The 15,086-nt window shown below is 58.4% G+C and carries 15 protein-coding genes; 9 read left to right on the top strand and 6 right to left on the bottom strand.

Annotated features, from left to right (window positions below):
• The first annotated feature begins 1 nt into the window (after position 1).
• Both AC2FI8_RS17990 and AC2FI8_RS17985 read left to right on the top strand, forming a co-directional pair.
• Positions 2-883, top strand: coding sequence for a DMT family transporter (locus AC2FI8_RS17990; protein WP_496780457.1), 882 nt, complete (start codon positions 2-4; stop codon positions 881-883).
• Positions 880-1,743, top strand: a complete 864-nt coding sequence (locus AC2FI8_RS17985) for a sugar kinase (protein ID WP_058277412.1) — start codon at positions 880-882, stop codon at positions 1,741-1,743. Before AC2FI8_RS17990 ends, AC2FI8_RS17985 begins: the two co-directional genes overlap by 4 nt.
• Here the strand turns inward: AC2FI8_RS17985 and AC2FI8_RS17980 are convergent.
• Together AC2FI8_RS17980 and uxaC are read right to left on the bottom strand one after the other, a co-directional pair.
• Positions 1,730-2,926 carry a mannitol dehydrogenase family protein gene (locus tag AC2FI8_RS17980; RefSeq protein ID WP_496721883.1) on the bottom strand — a complete coding sequence of 399 codons (1,197 nt, stop codon included), beginning with the start codon at positions 2,924-2,926 and terminating at the stop codon, positions 1,730-1,732. The genes AC2FI8_RS17985 and AC2FI8_RS17980 overlap by 14 nt on opposite strands.
• The gene (gene uxaC, locus AC2FI8_RS17975; protein WP_496780493.1) at positions 2,927-4,270 is read right to left on the bottom strand and encodes a glucuronate isomerase; all 1,344 of its coding nucleotides are present in this window, start codon (positions 4,268-4,270) and stop codon (positions 2,927-2,929) included.
• A 122-nt stretch (positions 4,271-4,392) separates the two neighbouring features.
• Between uxaC and AC2FI8_RS17970 the strand changes: the two genes are divergently transcribed.
• From AC2FI8_RS17970 to AC2FI8_RS17940, 7 genes are all read left to right on the top strand, one after another.
• Positions 4,393-5,409, top strand: a complete 1,017-nt coding sequence (locus AC2FI8_RS17970; protein WP_496721881.1) for a Gfo/Idh/MocA family protein — start codon at positions 4,393-4,395, stop codon at positions 5,407-5,409.
• Positions 5,406-6,407 (top strand): Gfo/Idh/MocA family protein, encoded by a 1,002-nt coding sequence (locus AC2FI8_RS17965; protein ID WP_496780456.1) that lies wholly within the window; start codon positions 5,406-5,408, stop codon positions 6,405-6,407. Before AC2FI8_RS17970 ends, AC2FI8_RS17965 begins: the two co-directional genes overlap by 4 nt.
• Entirely contained in the window at positions 6,404-7,456 is a 1,053-nt protein-coding gene (locus tag AC2FI8_RS17960) for a Gfo/Idh/MocA family protein (RefSeq protein ID WP_496689780.1), read from the top strand. The genes AC2FI8_RS17965 and AC2FI8_RS17960 overlap by 4 nt, the downstream gene beginning before the upstream one ends.
• Complete coding sequence (gene uxuA, locus AC2FI8_RS17955) at positions 7,453-8,634, top strand: mannonate dehydratase (protein WP_496689779.1); 1,182 nt, start codon at positions 7,453-7,455, stop codon at positions 8,632-8,634. The genes AC2FI8_RS17960 and uxuA overlap by 4 nt, the downstream gene beginning before the upstream one ends.
• Before the next feature lie 224 nt (positions 8,635-8,858).
• The gene (locus tag AC2FI8_RS17950) at positions 8,859-9,749 is read left to right on the top strand and encodes an NAD(P)-dependent oxidoreductase (RefSeq protein WP_496689778.1); all 891 of its coding nucleotides are present in this window, start codon (positions 8,859-8,861) and stop codon (positions 9,747-9,749) included.
• An 11-nt stretch (positions 9,750-9,760) separates the two neighbouring features.
• Positions 9,761-10,624, top strand: coding sequence for a sugar phosphate isomerase/epimerase family protein (locus tag AC2FI8_RS17945; protein ID WP_496780455.1), 864 nt, complete (start codon positions 9,761-9,763; stop codon positions 10,622-10,624).
• 111 nt (positions 10,625-10,735) lie between these two features.
• Positions 10,736-11,155 (top strand): secondary thiamine-phosphate synthase enzyme YjbQ, encoded by a 420-nt coding sequence (locus AC2FI8_RS17940; RefSeq protein WP_496780454.1) that lies wholly within the window; start codon positions 10,736-10,738, stop codon positions 11,153-11,155.
• 30 nt (positions 11,156-11,185) lie between these two features.
• Here the strand turns inward: AC2FI8_RS17940 and AC2FI8_RS17935 are convergent, their stop codons facing one another.
• The 4 genes from AC2FI8_RS17935 to AC2FI8_RS17920 are packed head-to-tail and all read right to left on the bottom strand — an operon-like array spanning position 11,186 to position 15,085.
• Entirely contained in the window at positions 11,186-11,956 is a 771-nt protein-coding gene (locus AC2FI8_RS17935; protein ID WP_496713107.1) for an SDR family oxidoreductase, read from the bottom strand.
• Complete coding sequence (locus tag AC2FI8_RS17930) at positions 11,953-12,993, bottom strand: zinc-dependent alcohol dehydrogenase (protein WP_496713105.1); 1,041 nt, start codon at positions 12,991-12,993, stop codon at positions 11,953-11,955. The genes AC2FI8_RS17935 and AC2FI8_RS17930 overlap by 4 nt, the downstream gene beginning before the upstream one ends.
• Entirely contained in the window at positions 12,990-14,090 is a 1,101-nt protein-coding gene (locus AC2FI8_RS17925; RefSeq protein WP_496780453.1) for a mandelate racemase/muconate lactonizing enzyme family protein, read from the bottom strand. Before AC2FI8_RS17925 ends, AC2FI8_RS17930 begins: the two co-directional genes overlap by 4 nt.
• A complete protein-coding gene (locus AC2FI8_RS17920) occupies positions 14,087-15,085 on the bottom strand; it encodes an ABC transporter permease (protein ID WP_496780452.1) in 999 nt (332 codons plus the stop codon). Before AC2FI8_RS17920 ends, AC2FI8_RS17925 begins: the two co-directional genes overlap by 4 nt.
• Between the last annotated feature and the right edge of the window lies 1 nt (position 15,086).

The raw sequence follows: 15,086 nt of genomic DNA, 5'->3' as shown, positions 1-15,086 counted from the left end.
GATGGCCGTCTCCGCCAACCCCACCGCTGACCTGCCGCGCCTTGGCATTGTGCTGATGCTGATGGCGTGGCTATTCTTTTCGTTGGTTGACCTTGGGGCCAAGTGGTTGGCGTTGGCCGGCGTGCCGGCATTTCAGTTGGCGTTCATGCGCTACGCGGGGCACTTTGTGATCTCTGTGGGTGTGATCGCCAAAGGCGGGATTGAGGCCAGCCGATTCAAGACCGACCATCCATGGCAGGTCATTAGCCGGGCCTTACTGCTGATCTCGGCGACCGTTTTCAACTTTTATGCCTTGCGGTTTTTGCCTCTGACCGTCGTGTCGGCAATCATGTTCTCAAGCCCGGTCATCGTGTGCTTCCTGTCCGTTTTCGTGCTGAAGGAGAGAGTAGGACCATGGCGTTGGGCGGCTATCATCCTGGGCTTTCTGGGGGTGTTGGTTGTCGTGCGGCCGTTTGGTTCGGCCTTTCATCCGACCATGCTGCTGATCGTCTATAACGCCACTGCGCTGGCCTTGTATTCGATCATGACGCGCAGGCTGTCCGGGGTTGTTGCGGTGGATACCATGCAATTCTACCTCGGGCTTACCGGGACGGTGGTCCTGCTGCCCTTCGCCATCTGGTTTTGGGTCCAGCCGGAAAACACCTGGAGTCTGATAGTCCTGATTAGCCTTGGCGTCTTTGGCTGGTGCGGGCATCAACTGCTGACTAACGCGCATCGGTTCGGAACGGCGAACCAGTTGATGCCATTCACCTATTCGTTCCTGATCTACGTTGCGATCTGGGGCTATCTGTTCTTTGACACTGTACCGGACGCATTCACGTTGGCAGGGGCTGCGCTGATCATGGTTGCCGGGCTCATCATCTGGAAAAGAGAAAAGAAATGACGCGAATTGCCTGCATCGGCGAAGCAATGATCGAATTGTCCATGCTGGAGACCGGCGCGAAGTTGGGCGTCGCCGGGGATACGCTGAACACAGCCATCTACATGCACCGCGCGGCTCCTGATCTGCAGGTGGAGTATGTGACATGTCTGGGCGACGACCCGTTCTCAGGGCGCATCGCGGACTTTGTCGCCAGCCATGGCATCGGGACATCCGGCATCCGCATCATTCCCAACGCTTCTCCGGGACTATACGCGATCACGACCTCTGCGGACGGTGAACGCAGCTTTACCTATTGGCGCAGCGAGGCGGCCGCCCGCCAGCTTTTTGCCGATCATGACTTCAGCTCGCTGAAAGGTTACGACGTGCTGTACTTGTCAGGGATTTCCGTGGCCATTCTTCCGCATTCAGTAAGGCTTGCGCTTCTGGACTGGCTCGAAGGCTCTTCAGTCCGGTTGGTCTATGACAGCAATTTTCGTCCGCGTCTTTGGGACAGCGCCGAACACGCCCGGCAGATCAACCAACGGCTTTGGCAGCGTGCAGATATTGCCCTACCATCCATCGACGACGAGATGGCACTGTTCGGGGAAAGCGCGGATCAAGTGGCGGCACGCTTTACCGATCATCACGGTGTCGGTGCATTGAAACGCGGAGAGGATGGCCCTCTGCCCATTGGTCAGAACATTGACCAAACCTATGAGCCTGCCAAAAACGTGCTGGATACCACAGCGGCGGGCGACAGTTTCAACGGTGGGTACCTCGCAGCCTTGCTGACAGGAAAATCGCAGGCCAAGGCCCTGATGGCCGGACACAATCTGGCGTCCACCGTTGTTCAGTTCCGCGGCGCGATCATTCCCGGATAAGTGACGCGAGATCCTCAGCGCCAACAAGGTCCAAAAGTGGCACTACCGGATCTGGCTGTTTGACAGCCGAGGCGATTTCCAACGCGCAAGGATCGTTCAGCGTCCTGCCCTTGGCGGTCTCGGACATGCAAAAGGAGATCCAGGCCCGCATCCCTGCAATCACCGCCTGAGAGCCGGTCTCACGGAGTGTGGGAACAAACCGATACGGCAGCTTTTGGCTGCCATCCATCGCGATTTGGTCCAGACGGTGCGCCAGCTCGAGGTTTTCAAAGCGGCGCAACAAAGCCTCGGCATAGTCCGGAACCTGTACTTGCAGTGCTGCGGGCAGCGTTGCGCCCGCATCCTTCATCAACTCGGAAACCAGCGGGCGCAAAACCGGGTCTCGAACCGCTTCGTGGACGTAGGTCAGGCCTCGCTCCAAGCCGCCATAAGCCAACAGGGAATGGGCACCGTTCAACATGCGCAGCTTTCGCATCTCGTGCGGGGCTACGTCATCGACCAGTTGCACGCCCGGCCAATCCGGGTGCGGACCGGCGAAACTGTCTTCGATCACCCACTCCGAAAACGCCTCGGTCGGAACAGCCATAGGATCGCCGCTGATTGCGCGAACGGCGTCCGTGGTAGCCGGGGTGATCCGGTCGACCATCGCGTTTGGAAAGCGAACGGCATTCCAATTCACGTCCAGGCCGGCTGCATTCGCAAAATCGGCAACTGCCATTTCGAGCGTTTTGCCGTTTTCCATGCGATTGTCACAGCTTAGCACCGTTACTGGCTTGCACCGTTCCGCAAGGCCATAAGCTAAAAACCCGATCAGCGTCGCAGGCCCTTTCCCTGCCAGATCGGCGGCAATCGCTGGGTCCTGAAGGTTCAGATTGCCCGCGGCGTCCAAATGGTAACCTTTCTCGGTGACGGTCGCCGAGATGATCTCGGCATCCGCCATCACATCGAAAATCTCTGTGCGATCATTGGGCACGACCAGAACGTCACGCAGAGCTTTGATGCGCCGGACGCCCTGCCCCTGTACGCACAAATCGTACTCGAAACCTTGTTGGGCCAATCCATCCCGAACCGAGGATGAACGCAGGCTGACGCCGACAACGTCCCATCCGCCAGCTTGATCCGTGTAGTCCAGCAAATGCGCCCGGGCGAAGTTTCCAAGGCCGAAGTGAAGAATTGTACCCATCTAGCTTTGCAATCCGTAAACTTGTTTCGCCAAATCGACAGCCAGCAACCGCGCAAGATGCTCAGCACTATCCCGACCGAAATAGCCGCGCGCAACCTGATCGGCCAAATGAATCGCCACTCCCCGTCGCCACAGGTCGTGCCGTGCAGGAATGGACAGAAAGGCCCGCGTGTCGTCATTGAATCCGGCCAGATTGTAGTATCCGGACGTTTCAACAATCTGATCGAAATACCGCGCTATACCGGCTGGGCTGTCGTGGAACCACCAAGGCGGCCCGATCCTAAGGCACGGCCAATGTCCCGCCATGGGCGCCAGTTCACGGGCATAGGTGCTTTCGTCCAATGTGAAGAGTATGATGCGCAGTTCCGCCGAGTTTCCGACCCGGTTCAAAAGCGCCTCAAGGCCCGTGACCCAATTCATAGCGATTGGAATGTCCGCCCCCTTGTCCCGTCCGAAGTCCCGCATTACCGCGTCGTTCGTGTTGCGCTTGCTGCCAGCATGTATCTGCATGGTCAGACCATCATCGATAGACATCTGCGCCATTTCGATCAGCATATGTCCATAGAACCGGCGAGCATCCTGTTCGGCCCCTTCCCGCCGTCTCAGCCGTTGGTACAGCGCATCCGGGTCGTCCAGCCACTCGGTCTGCACACGTTCGATACCGTGGTCAGTGGCCGTACAGCCCAGCTGGATGAAATAAGCCCGCCGCATTCGCAGCGCGTTGAGGTAGCCATCGTAGCTGCCCAGATCGCAGCCCGTCAGCTCGGCCAACTTTTTCAGGTTTTGTACGAACTCCGGGTCCGCCCCATCCAAAACCCCGTCTGGGCGGAACGCCGGAATAACTCGCCCACCCCAATCGCTTGTACGAATCTCCCGATGCTCAACGAGGCTGTCGAGAGCGGAATCTGTGGTGGCCAGAACCTCGATCCCAAATCTGTCGAACAAAGCCCTCGGACGAAATTCAGGTCGCGCCAGCTTTCCTGAGATCTTATCGTAAACCTGGTCTGCCGTGCGCGAAGACAACTCCTCAGACACGCCCAGCGTTTCATGCAGCACGTAATTCATCCAGATCCGAGATGGCGTTCCCAGAAACAAATGCCAGTGCTCGGCAAAAGTGCGAAAAACGGCGCGAGGATCCTTCTTTCGCCCCTCTTCCCCAATGCCAAGTTCGGACAAGGGAACGCCCTGCGAATAGAGCATACGGAACACGTAATGGTCGGGAACCACCAGCAGTTCTGCCGGGTTGGGAAACGGCGCATCGGTTGCAAACCACCCCGGATCGCAGTGACCATGCGGAGACACGATCGGGAGGTCCTTGATGCCCAGGTACAGGCCTTCTGCCATGCCATTCAAATTACCAGTCAATTCTGCCTCCGATACTGCTGCCCGCAATTGTTAACACAGTTTTTATGGTTGCATCTTTCCCGTTCGAACCCGCAGACTGACCGGGTGATCCGGGGGAATGAATGAATATTGCGCTGATTGGTTTGGGGATGGTTTCGGGAACGCATGTTGCTGCCATTCAGGCATCGGAGCGAGGTCTCAATCTTGCTGGCGTCTTAGGGCGCAATCCTGAAAAAGCAGCTGAGTTCGCGCAGCGAAACGACACCCGCGCGTTCAGCTCGGTTGAGGAAATCGCAAACGACTCAAACGTCGACTTTGCGATCATCGCAACCCCGCCTGATCAGCGCACAGAGTTGGTGCGGGTTCTTTCGACCGCTTCGAAACCGATCCTAATGGAAAAGCCTATCGAAAGAACGCTGGGCGCCGCGGCAGCCATAGTCGAGCAGTGCGAGGTGTCTGGCGTGCTGCTGGGCATCGTTTTTCAGCACCGCGCTCGCGCCGCCTCGCAGGCGCTGAAATCAGCCATTGTACAGGGTGAGTTGGGCGCGATCGCCACGGTGGAAATCCGTGTCCCCTGGTGGCGCGATCAGAGCTATTATGACGAGCCAGGTCGCGGCACTTATGCACGCGACGGAGGCGGTGTCATGATTTCGCAGGCAATCCACACGCTTGACCTCGCGATGTGGCTGCTGGGGCCGATCTCGGACATTCAAGCCATGATGAGAAAAACTCCGTTGCACGATCTCGAGGCCGAGGATTGGGCAGGTGCAATCTTTGAAATGGATAACGGCGCGGTGGGAACGTTGATGGCAACCACCGCCGTATATCCCGGGGCCGCAGAGTCCATCACCATCCAGGGCACGCACGCCAAAGCGCATCTGGAGTCAGGTGTCCTGACCTTAACCACTTTCGATGGTCAGAAATCCACGTTTGGCGAAACGTCCGCCACAGGCGGCGGGGCCGATCCCATGGCGTTCACCCATGAATGGCACCAGGCGGTCATAGAGGATTTTGCCAACGCACTCGCCGGTGGAACGCGACCCATGGCCACCGGACGCAGTGCCCTTTTGACCCACGCCGTCATAGACACGATGCAGATCGCCAATCGAACCGGCCAGAAAACACGAGTCATCTCATGAGCCTGACCTGCGTCGCCCTAGGCCTGGACCACCGCCATATCTATGGCATGACGGAAAACATGCGCAAAATCGGCGTGGACTGCGTTGGCTTTTGGACACAAGGCGAACCCGAAACGCTGGCGGGCTACGTCAAAAGGTTTCCCGATATTCCACGGCTGGCCCGACTGGAAGACGCCTTAACTTGCGGGGCGGATCTGGCGCTAATTTCGGCAATACCGGCAGATAGGGCCGCTTTGACAATCCGCGCCATGCAAAACGGCATGGACGTCATGAGCGACAAGCCGGGCTGTACGACGTTCGAGCAACTCGACCAGATCAAACGGGCGGTTGCGGACACCGGTCGCATCTGGTCGGTGAATTTTTCCGAAAGGTTTGAAACGCCCGTCAGCACCCGGGCGACCGAGTTGGTCGAGGCCGGTGCCATCGGGCGCGTGATCCAGACGGTCGGACTTGGCCCGCACCGATTGAACCGGGCAACCCGGCCGGAGTGGTTTTTTAAACGTGAACGCTATGGCGGTATTCTGACCGACATCGCCTCGCATCAGATCGATCAGTTCTTGCACTACACAGGTTCGGAAACCGCGGAAATCACAAACGCTTGTGTGGCGAACTACGCAAACCCCAAAGATCCCGGATTGCAGGATTTCGGAGAGCTCAATCTACGAAGCGAGAACGGCACCGGGTACATCCGGGTTGACTGGTTTACGCCGGATGCCCTGCCAAACTGGGGAGATGGTCGCCTGACGATCCTGGGCACCGAAGGCTATATCGAGTTGCGGAAATACGTTGATGTGGGTGGAGCCTCGGGAACAGACCATCTGATCCTAGTCAATGGTGAAACCTGCCAAAAGATCGACGCATCTGACGCCGGCCTTCCCTACTTTTCGCGCTTGGCCGATGACATCCGTAACCGGACCGAAACCGCGATGATCCAAACCCACTGCTTTACGGTCATGGAACTGGCATTGCACGCGCAGGAAATGGCGGAACGCAAATGATCAACGTTGCGATCCTTGGCGCTGGTATCGGTGCGCAACATCTGAGCGCACTGGAACGGCTTGACCGCGACTTCCGCGTAGCCGCCATGGTCGACCAGAATACGGACCGGATAGAACAGATTCGACAGAACTCGGATTTTCGCTCTCTGACCAATATTCAGGACGCGCTGGATGATCCGGCGATTGATGTCATCGACATCTGCCTACCGCCCCATCTGCATGTACCGACCACCCTTTCGGCACTGGCCGCAGGAAAACACGTTGTCTGCGAAAAGCCTCTTGCGACCTCGCTGCAGGATGTGGATCGGATCACCATAGCCGCACGCAGCGCGGGCAAGCAGGTGTTTCCGGTCTTTCAATACCGGTGGGGCCCGTCACTGGCCCAACTGCGCCACTTACAACGCGCAGGCCTGACCGGAGCGGTCCAAACTGCCGCGCTTGAAACCCATTGGTCCCGAGAGGCGGACTATTACGCGGTGCCGTGGCGAGGAACATGGGCCGGTGAACGCGGCGGCGCGGTTCTGGGCCATGCCATCCACAACCATGATCTGCTGACTCATATCGCGGGCGATATCGCCTGGGTGTCTGCAATGACAACGACGCGGGTCAACCCGATCGAGACGGAAGACTGCGCCGCGATCTGCTTCGGCATGACTTCCGGAGCCTTGTGCACAAGCAATATCACCCTGGGCGCCGCCACGGACGAAACCCGCCTGCGGTTCGTCTTTGAAAAGGTGACCGCCACCTCTGGCACAGAACCCTATGCCCCGGGCCAAACGCCTTGGACATTCGCCGCGCGGGATCCGGTGGATCAAGCCGCTATCGACGAGGCCCTTGCAGCAGCCGCTGCCGAACCAACAGGTTTCGAAGGGTTCTTTACCGAAGTCGGCAAGGCACTGCGGTCCGAGGCAAATTCGGCCGTTACGCTGAAGGATGGCGCTGCGTCCATCGGCCTTGTGACGGCGATTTATCACGCAGCGCGCACCGGGCAGCGCGTTGCCCTTCCCATCAGGCCCGATCACCCACTGTATGAAGGATGGCTGCCATGAAACAATGCTGGCGTTGGTTCGGACCCGAGGATCCGATCGCCCTGGCCGATCTCCATCAAGTCGGGGTTCAGGGAATCGTCACCGCGCTGCATCACATCCCACCCGGACAGCCTTGGGATGAACCGAGCATCGCCGACCGGCAGGCCGTTCTTGCCGCGGCCGGGTACAGTTGGGACGTTGTCGAAAGCCTGCCCGTATCGGAGGCTATCAAGACGCAGTCGGCAGACATGGCCGAGCATCTGCAGGCGTACAAGTCCAGCCTCAGGGCCCTGTCCGTCCGTGGCGTCAAAGTTGTTTGCTACAACTTCATGCCGATCCTGGATTGGACGCGCACCGCCCTTCGTGCCCCACAGCCGCATTGCGGAACGGCCATGCTGTTCGACCTGACCGATTTTGCTGTTTTCGACATACATATTCTCGAACGTCCGGGCGCGTCGGAAGACTATTCCAGCGTCGTCCAGCAAACGGCCAAGGATCGCTTTTCGCGCATGTCGGAGGAATCCAAGGCCCAGTTGCAGCACAATGTCACAGCGGGGCTGCCCGGCGCCAACGATCAGTGGAGCGTAGAGGACGTGCGCGGCTTGCTGCAGACATATGCCGAGATAGACCGTGACCGGCTGCGCGCAAACCTCATCGACTTCCTGTCTGAGGTCGCCCCGATAGCCCAAGAATTGGGGGTGCGCTTGTGCTGTCATCCCGATGATCCGCCCTTCTCGTTGCTCGGTCTGCCGCGGGTCATGTCCAGTACCGAGGACTACGGCGCCGTACTGGATGCGGTTGATATGCCCGCGAACGGCGCAACCTTGTGTACCGGATCGCTGGGTGTTTCCCCTGAATTCGATGGGCCGGAGTTCGTTCGCCGGCATGGCGACCGGATTCACTTTGTTCACTTGCGAAACACCCGACGCATCGCGGGGTCAGACAGCCAGAAACCCGATTTCTATGAGGCTCCGCATCTGGAGGGTGACACCGACATGATCGGAACCATTCGCGAGCTGATGAAAGAACAACGCCGCCGCAAATCTCAAGGGCGGGACGACTGGCAAATTCCGATGCGACCCGACCACGGACAAGAGCTGCTGAGCGATCTGGGCGGACACAGCACTCCCGGCTATCCGCTGATCGGACGAATGCGCGGGCTGGCAGAATTGCGCGGCATCATGGCGGCGTTTTCCTGACACGTCGGATCAGGCAGTTTCTTTCCGTCCGTAACACTTCTTTGCTTGCCTGTGCGCCGCATTCTTCGTTTACTTGCGGGACGTAAACGGGCAGCGGGGTGTCTTCCGGACTCGCCCGACGTCTGTTCAAGACGCGTGAAACTCCCGCGAAAACCGATGCCTTGGGGCATCATTTTTCGAAACGTCTGCCAGACGGCAACGACGGAAGAACGGGAGGAGTCCAAATGAAAACCGCAGGCGTAATCGGTCTTGGCGACATGGGCAGCGGCCTTGCCAAGAACCTGATCAAGAATGGCTTTGAAACATCCGGTTTCGACCTGAGCATGACACGCATGACGGCATTTGCCGACATGGGCGGCCGGCCCAAGGACAGCGTGGGGCAAGTCGGTCGTCACGCCGCCACTGTGTTTGTCATGGTGATGAGCGGAGATCAGGCCCGCGATGTCATCTTGGGTGAAAACGGGCTGGTTCCGAACATGGCGAAAGGCGGAACGGTCATCCTGTCGGCGACCATTACCCCGGCCGAAGCCCGCGCCATCGGGCAGGATATGGAGGGCTCGGGCATCCACCTAATAGACACCCCTGTCTCGGGTGGGTTCCCCGGCGCGCAGAACGGCACATTGACGATGATGGCTGCCGGTGCTGCGGATGTGCTGGACAGAAATGCAGAAGTCATGCAGGCAGTGTCGGCAACCATTCATCGGGTCGGAGAAAACGCCGGCGACGGGCAAACCGTGAAAGCCTGCCTGCAATCTCTGATCGGATCGATCTTTTCCGCCACATTCGAGGCTGCGGCCCTGGCGGCCAAAGCCGGTGTCAGCGGTCAGGCATTACTTGATGTGTTCTCCTCATCCAGCGCGGGGTGCGGCGTCGTGAATACCGCCCTTGAAAACATCATTGATCGCAAGTTCGAGGCCACCGGTAGCCATATCGCAACCATGCACAAGGACCTGACTATCTCGCTGGCACTGGCCGGTTCGTTGGGCGTTCCAATGCACACAGCGTCATCCGCAATGCAGATCTTTCACGCAGGAAAAACCAAATACCCGAACGGCGACAACTGGGTGTGTACTCAGGTCATCGAAGAGATCGTTGGCGCAGAATTGCATCGCTGAGAGGACCGGATATGAAACTAGGTGTGATTTGCGACGGCATTTCCCGCGATCTGCGGCAGGCCGTGGACGTAATGGACGAATTCAGCCTGGACTATGCAGAGCTACAGTTCGTGGGCGACACCGAGGTCGGGGACCATTCCCCGCAGGAAATTGCCGAGATCGACGCGCTCTTGCGCGACCGGGGCAAGCTTGTGTCGTGTCTGTCGCGCCATATCTTTGCGGGGATGACAGCTGCCAACAGGCCCGGCGACAACCTGCACACCCGACACATGGACGCCTTGAAACGCGTGATCGACATGGCGCATATCGTGGGGTCTCCGCTGGTTCGGATCATGACCCAACGAAAAGAGCAGATACTCTGGGGAAAAAACGGCGCCGAGAAGTGGAACGTGGCGCATGGGGTATGGGACTCGATGCCGCCGCTGATCGCGCCGGCGGTTGAACTTGCCAGGGCTGAGGGCGTGACGCTTGTCGTAGAAACCGGAAACGGCACGCTGGTCAATTCCAACTATACAGCCCGCAAACTGATCGACGAGTTGGATGCAAAGGATGCGTTGAAAATTCTTTGGGACCCCGGAAACAATTGCTGGTGCCATGAACTGGCATACCCGGACGGTTACGAAGAACTGCGCGGCGGCTATCTGGGGCACATTCACATCAAGGACGTAAAGGTCGACACGCCACGGGCAACGCTGGAAGTGCGCCGCATGGGGGAAGGTCAGCTTGCGCCTCTGTTCCAACCCATCGCGGACGCGCTCAGATCCGACGGCTATGATGGCGTGATTTCCTTCGAAAGCGTTTATCATCCCGGCAACGGAAATTTCGAAGATGGGTTTCGTCTGTGCATAGACAGGTTCAAAGGCCTGTTTGCATGAATGAAAGCTTTAGCGTGTTACAAATTAAATTCTTAAGCCTCAAAGTTGAATGCCGAATGGGGTGCGGAAAGCTGGGCGTATTCGCGCAAAATCAAGGAAAGGATCGGATGGATGAAGCAAGAGTTTTTTGACTTGTCCATTGAAACGCCCGGCAAATCCCTCACCGACATCAGCGGGGTGGTTCAGCGTACGGTGTCTGAACATGGATTTGGCTCGGGCCTACTGACCCTTTGGTGTGTCCATACAGGTGCCGCGCTGTTGGTACAGGCCAATGCCGATCCCGAGGTGGTCAAGGATATCGAGACGTTCTTCGAAGAACTGGTCCCCAAGTCACCAGGCAAATATCACCACCGCCCGACCGAAGACGACAACGCGCCATCGCATCTGCGCGCGCTGGTGACGCAAACGCAGGTGTCCATCCCGGTCGAACAGGGGCAACTTCCGCTGGGCCGCGTACAAAGCCTGTACCTGTTCGAACACCGCGAGGCACCCAAGACGCGGCGATTGAAGGTGCACTACATCGGGACGTGATGCCTTGGGTCCCGTGGCGCGTTGACGGTGTTACCGCCCCATCCAGCCCCCGTCGACAACAAGGATTTCACCGTTGACGTAGTCCGACGCTGCAGAAGCCAGAAAAACCACGGGTCCGGCAAAATCACCAGGCGTACCCCAACGGCCCTGGGGTGTTCGTTCCAGAATCGACTTCGACCGAACCGGATCGTCCTGCAAAGCTTGGGTATTGTCGGTCGCGATGTAGCCGGGGGCGATTGCATTCACGTTCACACCCTGCCCGGCCCATTCATTGGCCAAGGCCTTGGTCAGCTGTCCAATCCCACCTTTCGACGCCGCATATCCGGGAACGGTGATGCCGCCCTGAAACGTCAGCAGCGATGCGGTGAAGATGATCTTGCCCGAGCCGCGCGCCAGCATTTCCTTACCGATCTCGCGAGACAGAACGAATTGCGAGGACAGGTTGACCTCAATCACTTCGTCCCACCAGTCGTCCGGGTGTTCGGCGGCTGGCTTGCGTTTGATCGTGCCGGCATTGTTGACAAGGATATCAGGGGTTTGTCCGTCGGCCCTCAACTGATCAATGAACCCATGCAGCGCGGAGCGGTCCGAGAAGTCGCATTGGTAAGCCCGGAAACTGCGCCCCATCGCCGTGACGGCTTTTTCGACCTCCGAGCCGGACAGCTCGAGCGAGGCGGACACTCCGATAATATCAGCTCCGGCCGATGCCAATGCCTCGGCCATGCCGCGCCCGATGCCGCGTTTGCACCCGGTCACAAGTGCCGTTTTTCCCGTCAGGTCGAAACTTTGCAAAACACTCATGAACGCGGTCCTACTTCGATCAGGCTTTTCATTGCGGTTGGGCTGCGATCCAGTGCTTCGAACGCAGCCTGAATGTCTGACAGAGGGCTGACGTCGGTAATCACAACATCCGCGTCCACTCCGCCCGAAGCGACAACTGCGATCGCCTTCTCGTAATCCTCCGGCTCATAGACCCGAGCACCGATCAGTTGCAGCTCTCGCCAGAAGAATTGGAACAGGTCGATATGGGGTTTTTGAGCATGGATCGCGACCATCACGATCCGGGCCCGCGTCGCGGCAACCGCTGTCATCGCATCAACACCGGGCTGCGTTCCCGATACCTCGAAAACTACATCCGCCCCTTTGTCGCCCGTGCGCCCGTTGATCGTGGCCACCAGATCGGTTTCGATTGGGTTGATCGTGTCAAAACCAAGCTTTTCGGCAATGGCCAAGCGGTTTGGGTTCACTTCGGAAATCACGACGTTTCCGCCCGCGTCCCGCGCAACCATGGCAACCAGGATGCCGATCGGGCCGCCGCCGATGACGACGACGTCCTCGCCAGGTTGCAGGCCAGACAAGCGCACATCGTGGCAGGCAACGGCGACCGGCTCGATCAGCGCCGCGTGATCCATGCGCAAGTCATCCGGTAGAACGTGCAAGGTGTGGGCCGGAACGGTCCAGATCTCTTGCATGGCACCATCGGTATCGAGGCCGAGAAACTTGAGGTTCTGACAGATATGCTGATGCCCCCGTTTGCAGACCGGGCATTCTCCGCAGTGATCCAGCGGTCGGACCACGACCTTCTGGCCGGGTTTTACCGTATCGACGCCCTCGCCCACCGCTTCGACGACACCTGACATTTCATGTCCAATCACCCGATTCAGGCCGACACGGGCATCCATGTTGCCGTGGTAGACGTGCATATCCGTCCCGCAAATCCCACAATAGGCAACGCGAACAGCAGCCTCGCCGGGGCCCGGATCCGTCGCTTGGGCTTGCTCTACAACAAAGCTCTTGTTGCCCCTGTAGTATGCCGCACAGATCGTCTCGGTTGTCATGTATGCATCTCCATGTGTTCCGCATTCAGTTTGTCCCAGTCGAATTCCACTCCGGTTCCCGGTGTATCCGGGGCCACGGCCATACAGTCTTCCACAACCAGCGGACGGGTCGTGTACTGATCTATCGGGAATGAGTGTACTTCTAGCCACCCTGCGTTGGGTTGCGCGGCAACAAGGCTGACGTGCAGCTCCTGCATCCCATGACTGCAAACCGGAATGTCGTACTGTGCGCTTAGCCCGGCCACGCGCAGCCAACCGGTGATCCCACCGCAGTTTGAGGCATCGGGCTGGATGAAACTCAACTTCGCGTCATCAAAGGCGTATTCGAATTCGTGAATCGTGTGTAGGTTTTCACCCATGGCAAGGGGAACGCCCGTGGCTTCGGCAATTCGGCCATAGCCTTTGTAATCGTCTGGAATTGTCGGCTCCTCGAACCACAGGATATCGCAGTCTGCGAACCCTTGGGCGGCCTCGATGGCCTGCTCGACGCTCATGGAGTAATTCGCATCGACCATGAAGAACCGGTCCGGCCCCAGCATCTCGCGCACTGCCCGGGCACGTGCAAGATCGTCGACCAGATCCGGTTGCCCAACCTTGATCTTGACCGCGTTGAACCCACGCGCAAGGTAGCCTTCGGTCTGCCGCAGCAGTTTCTCCAACGAGAAATTCAGGTCGATCCCGCCGGCATAGGCCTTGCACCGTTTGGACGCTCCACCAGCCATTTGCCACAGTGGTGCATTCTGCGTTCTGCCACGAATGTCCCAAAGGGCAATATCCACGGCCGAGATAGCGAACGAGGCGATCCCGCCCCGTGCAACGTAGTGCACATGCCACTGCATGGCATCGTACAGGCTTTCGATCTGTTCGGCGTCTTGCCCAACCAGGAACGGCGCTAGGTCATGCTGGATCATCGCCAGAATGGCATGACCGCCCTTGCCGCCCGTATAGGTGTACCCAACCCCCTCGACCCCATCCGTCGTTTGAATGGTGACGGTGATCAATTGAAAGAACGTGTGATCCCCATGTTTGGCATCGACCAGGACTTCGGCGAGCGGGACGTTGAACAGCCGCGCTGAAACACTTTCTATGCGATTCACGAACCCAAGACCTTCTGCTGCCTGGCAATAACCCGAGACTGTAAAAGGATGACCGCAAAAAGAAAGCCTCCACGTATGACCATCTGCCAATAGGCGCTGAAACTGATGGTGCCCTGACCGTTTTCAAAGTTCAGAACGTTGAACACCAGACCCAACAAAAGCGCTCCGGCCACGGTCGCAGGGATCGACCCCATCCCACCTGTCAACAAGGTGCCGCCCACAACGACGGACGCGATGGCCGACAATTCCCATCCGATGCCCTCAAGGGGTTGTCCGGCTCCAAAACCCGAGGCCAGAAAGACGCCAGCCAGCCCTGCGCAGCCTCCCGAAAGCAAGTAGACGAAAGCCTGGGCGCGATTGACTTTCAGGCCCATTAGGTTCGAGGCATCCTCGCTGCCCCCGATCGCCAAGACGGTCCGCCCGATGGTTGTCCTTTCCAGCACCAGCCAAAGTACCAGCGTCAATCCGGCTACGATGACGATTGCCCAAGGAAACAGGCCAAACGCCTGCCCCATGCCAAGCTTGGTGAAGTTCGACCCCCAATCGACCGAAATTGTCTGGGCGCCCGAAATCACCAATGCGCCGCCTTTGGCGGCTAGCATGGTTGCCAGTGTGGCGATGAAGGGCGGGATCCGAAGGATGATTATGCAAAAGGCGTTGATCGCTCCGAAGCCAACGCCGGCAAGAACGGCCCCCGGCAGCGCAATCTGAATCCCGTAGGGGCTGAGATAGGCCGCAACAACCGACGTAAAGGCCGCCACGGATCCGACCGACAAATCAATCCCGCCGGTCATGATCACGAAGCACATGCCCAGCGCGATCGCAATGAACATCGCGTTGTAATTCAGGAAAGACGAGAAATTGTAGGCGCTTCCAAAGTTGTCATAGCGCATCAGCCCAAACAGGATCAAAGTCAGCAGTGCGATCCACACCGTCACCGAAGCCGAATTGCGCCGAAGGTATTTTCGCAGGTCAAAAGCCGTTTCATCCAACACC

Source organism: Ruegeria sp. CDSB029 (assembly GCF_059611125.1).
Note: the sequence above shows the minus strand (reverse complement) of the source record. Positions and strands in the feature narration are given on the sequence as shown.

Excerpts from the sequence above, each read along its gene's own strand:
- AC2FI8_RS17990 (WP_496780457.1), top strand. The coding sequence starts at position 2 with ATGGCCGTCTCCGCCAACCCCACCGCTGACCTGCCGCGCCTTGGCATT.
- AC2FI8_RS17985 (WP_058277412.1), top strand. The coding sequence starts at position 880 with ATGACGCGAATTGCCTGCATCGGCGAAGCAATGATCGAATTGTCCATG.
- AC2FI8_RS17980 (WP_496721883.1), bottom strand. The coding sequence starts at position 2,926 with ATGGGTACAATTCTTCACTTCGGCCTTGGAAACTTCGCCCGGGCGCAT.
- uxaC (WP_496780493.1), bottom strand. The coding sequence starts at position 4,270 with ATGGCAGAAGGCCTGTACCTGGGCATCAAGGACCTCCCGATCGTGTCT.
- AC2FI8_RS17970 (WP_496721881.1), top strand. The coding sequence starts at position 4,393 with ATGAATATTGCGCTGATTGGTTTGGGGATGGTTTCGGGAACGCATGTT.
- AC2FI8_RS17965 (WP_496780456.1), top strand. The coding sequence starts at position 5,406 with ATGAGCCTGACCTGCGTCGCCCTAGGCCTGGACCACCGCCATATCTAT.
- AC2FI8_RS17960 (WP_496689780.1), top strand. The coding sequence starts at position 6,404 with ATGATCAACGTTGCGATCCTTGGCGCTGGTATCGGTGCGCAACATCTG.
- uxuA (WP_496689779.1), top strand. The coding sequence starts at position 7,453 with ATGAAACAATGCTGGCGTTGGTTCGGACCCGAGGATCCGATCGCCCTG.
- AC2FI8_RS17950 (WP_496689778.1), top strand. The coding sequence starts at position 8,859 with ATGAAAACCGCAGGCGTAATCGGTCTTGGCGACATGGGCAGCGGCCTT.
- AC2FI8_RS17945 (WP_496780455.1), top strand. The coding sequence starts at position 9,761 with ATGAAACTAGGTGTGATTTGCGACGGCATTTCCCGCGATCTGCGGCAG.
- AC2FI8_RS17940 (WP_496780454.1), top strand. The coding sequence starts at position 10,736 with ATGAAGCAAGAGTTTTTTGACTTGTCCATTGAAACGCCCGGCAAATCC.
- AC2FI8_RS17935 (WP_496713107.1), bottom strand. The coding sequence starts at position 11,956 with ATGAGTGTTTTGCAAAGTTTCGACCTGACGGGAAAAACGGCACTTGTG.
- AC2FI8_RS17930 (WP_496713105.1), bottom strand. The coding sequence starts at position 12,993 with ATGACAACCGAGACGATCTGTGCGGCATACTACAGGGGCAACAAGAGC.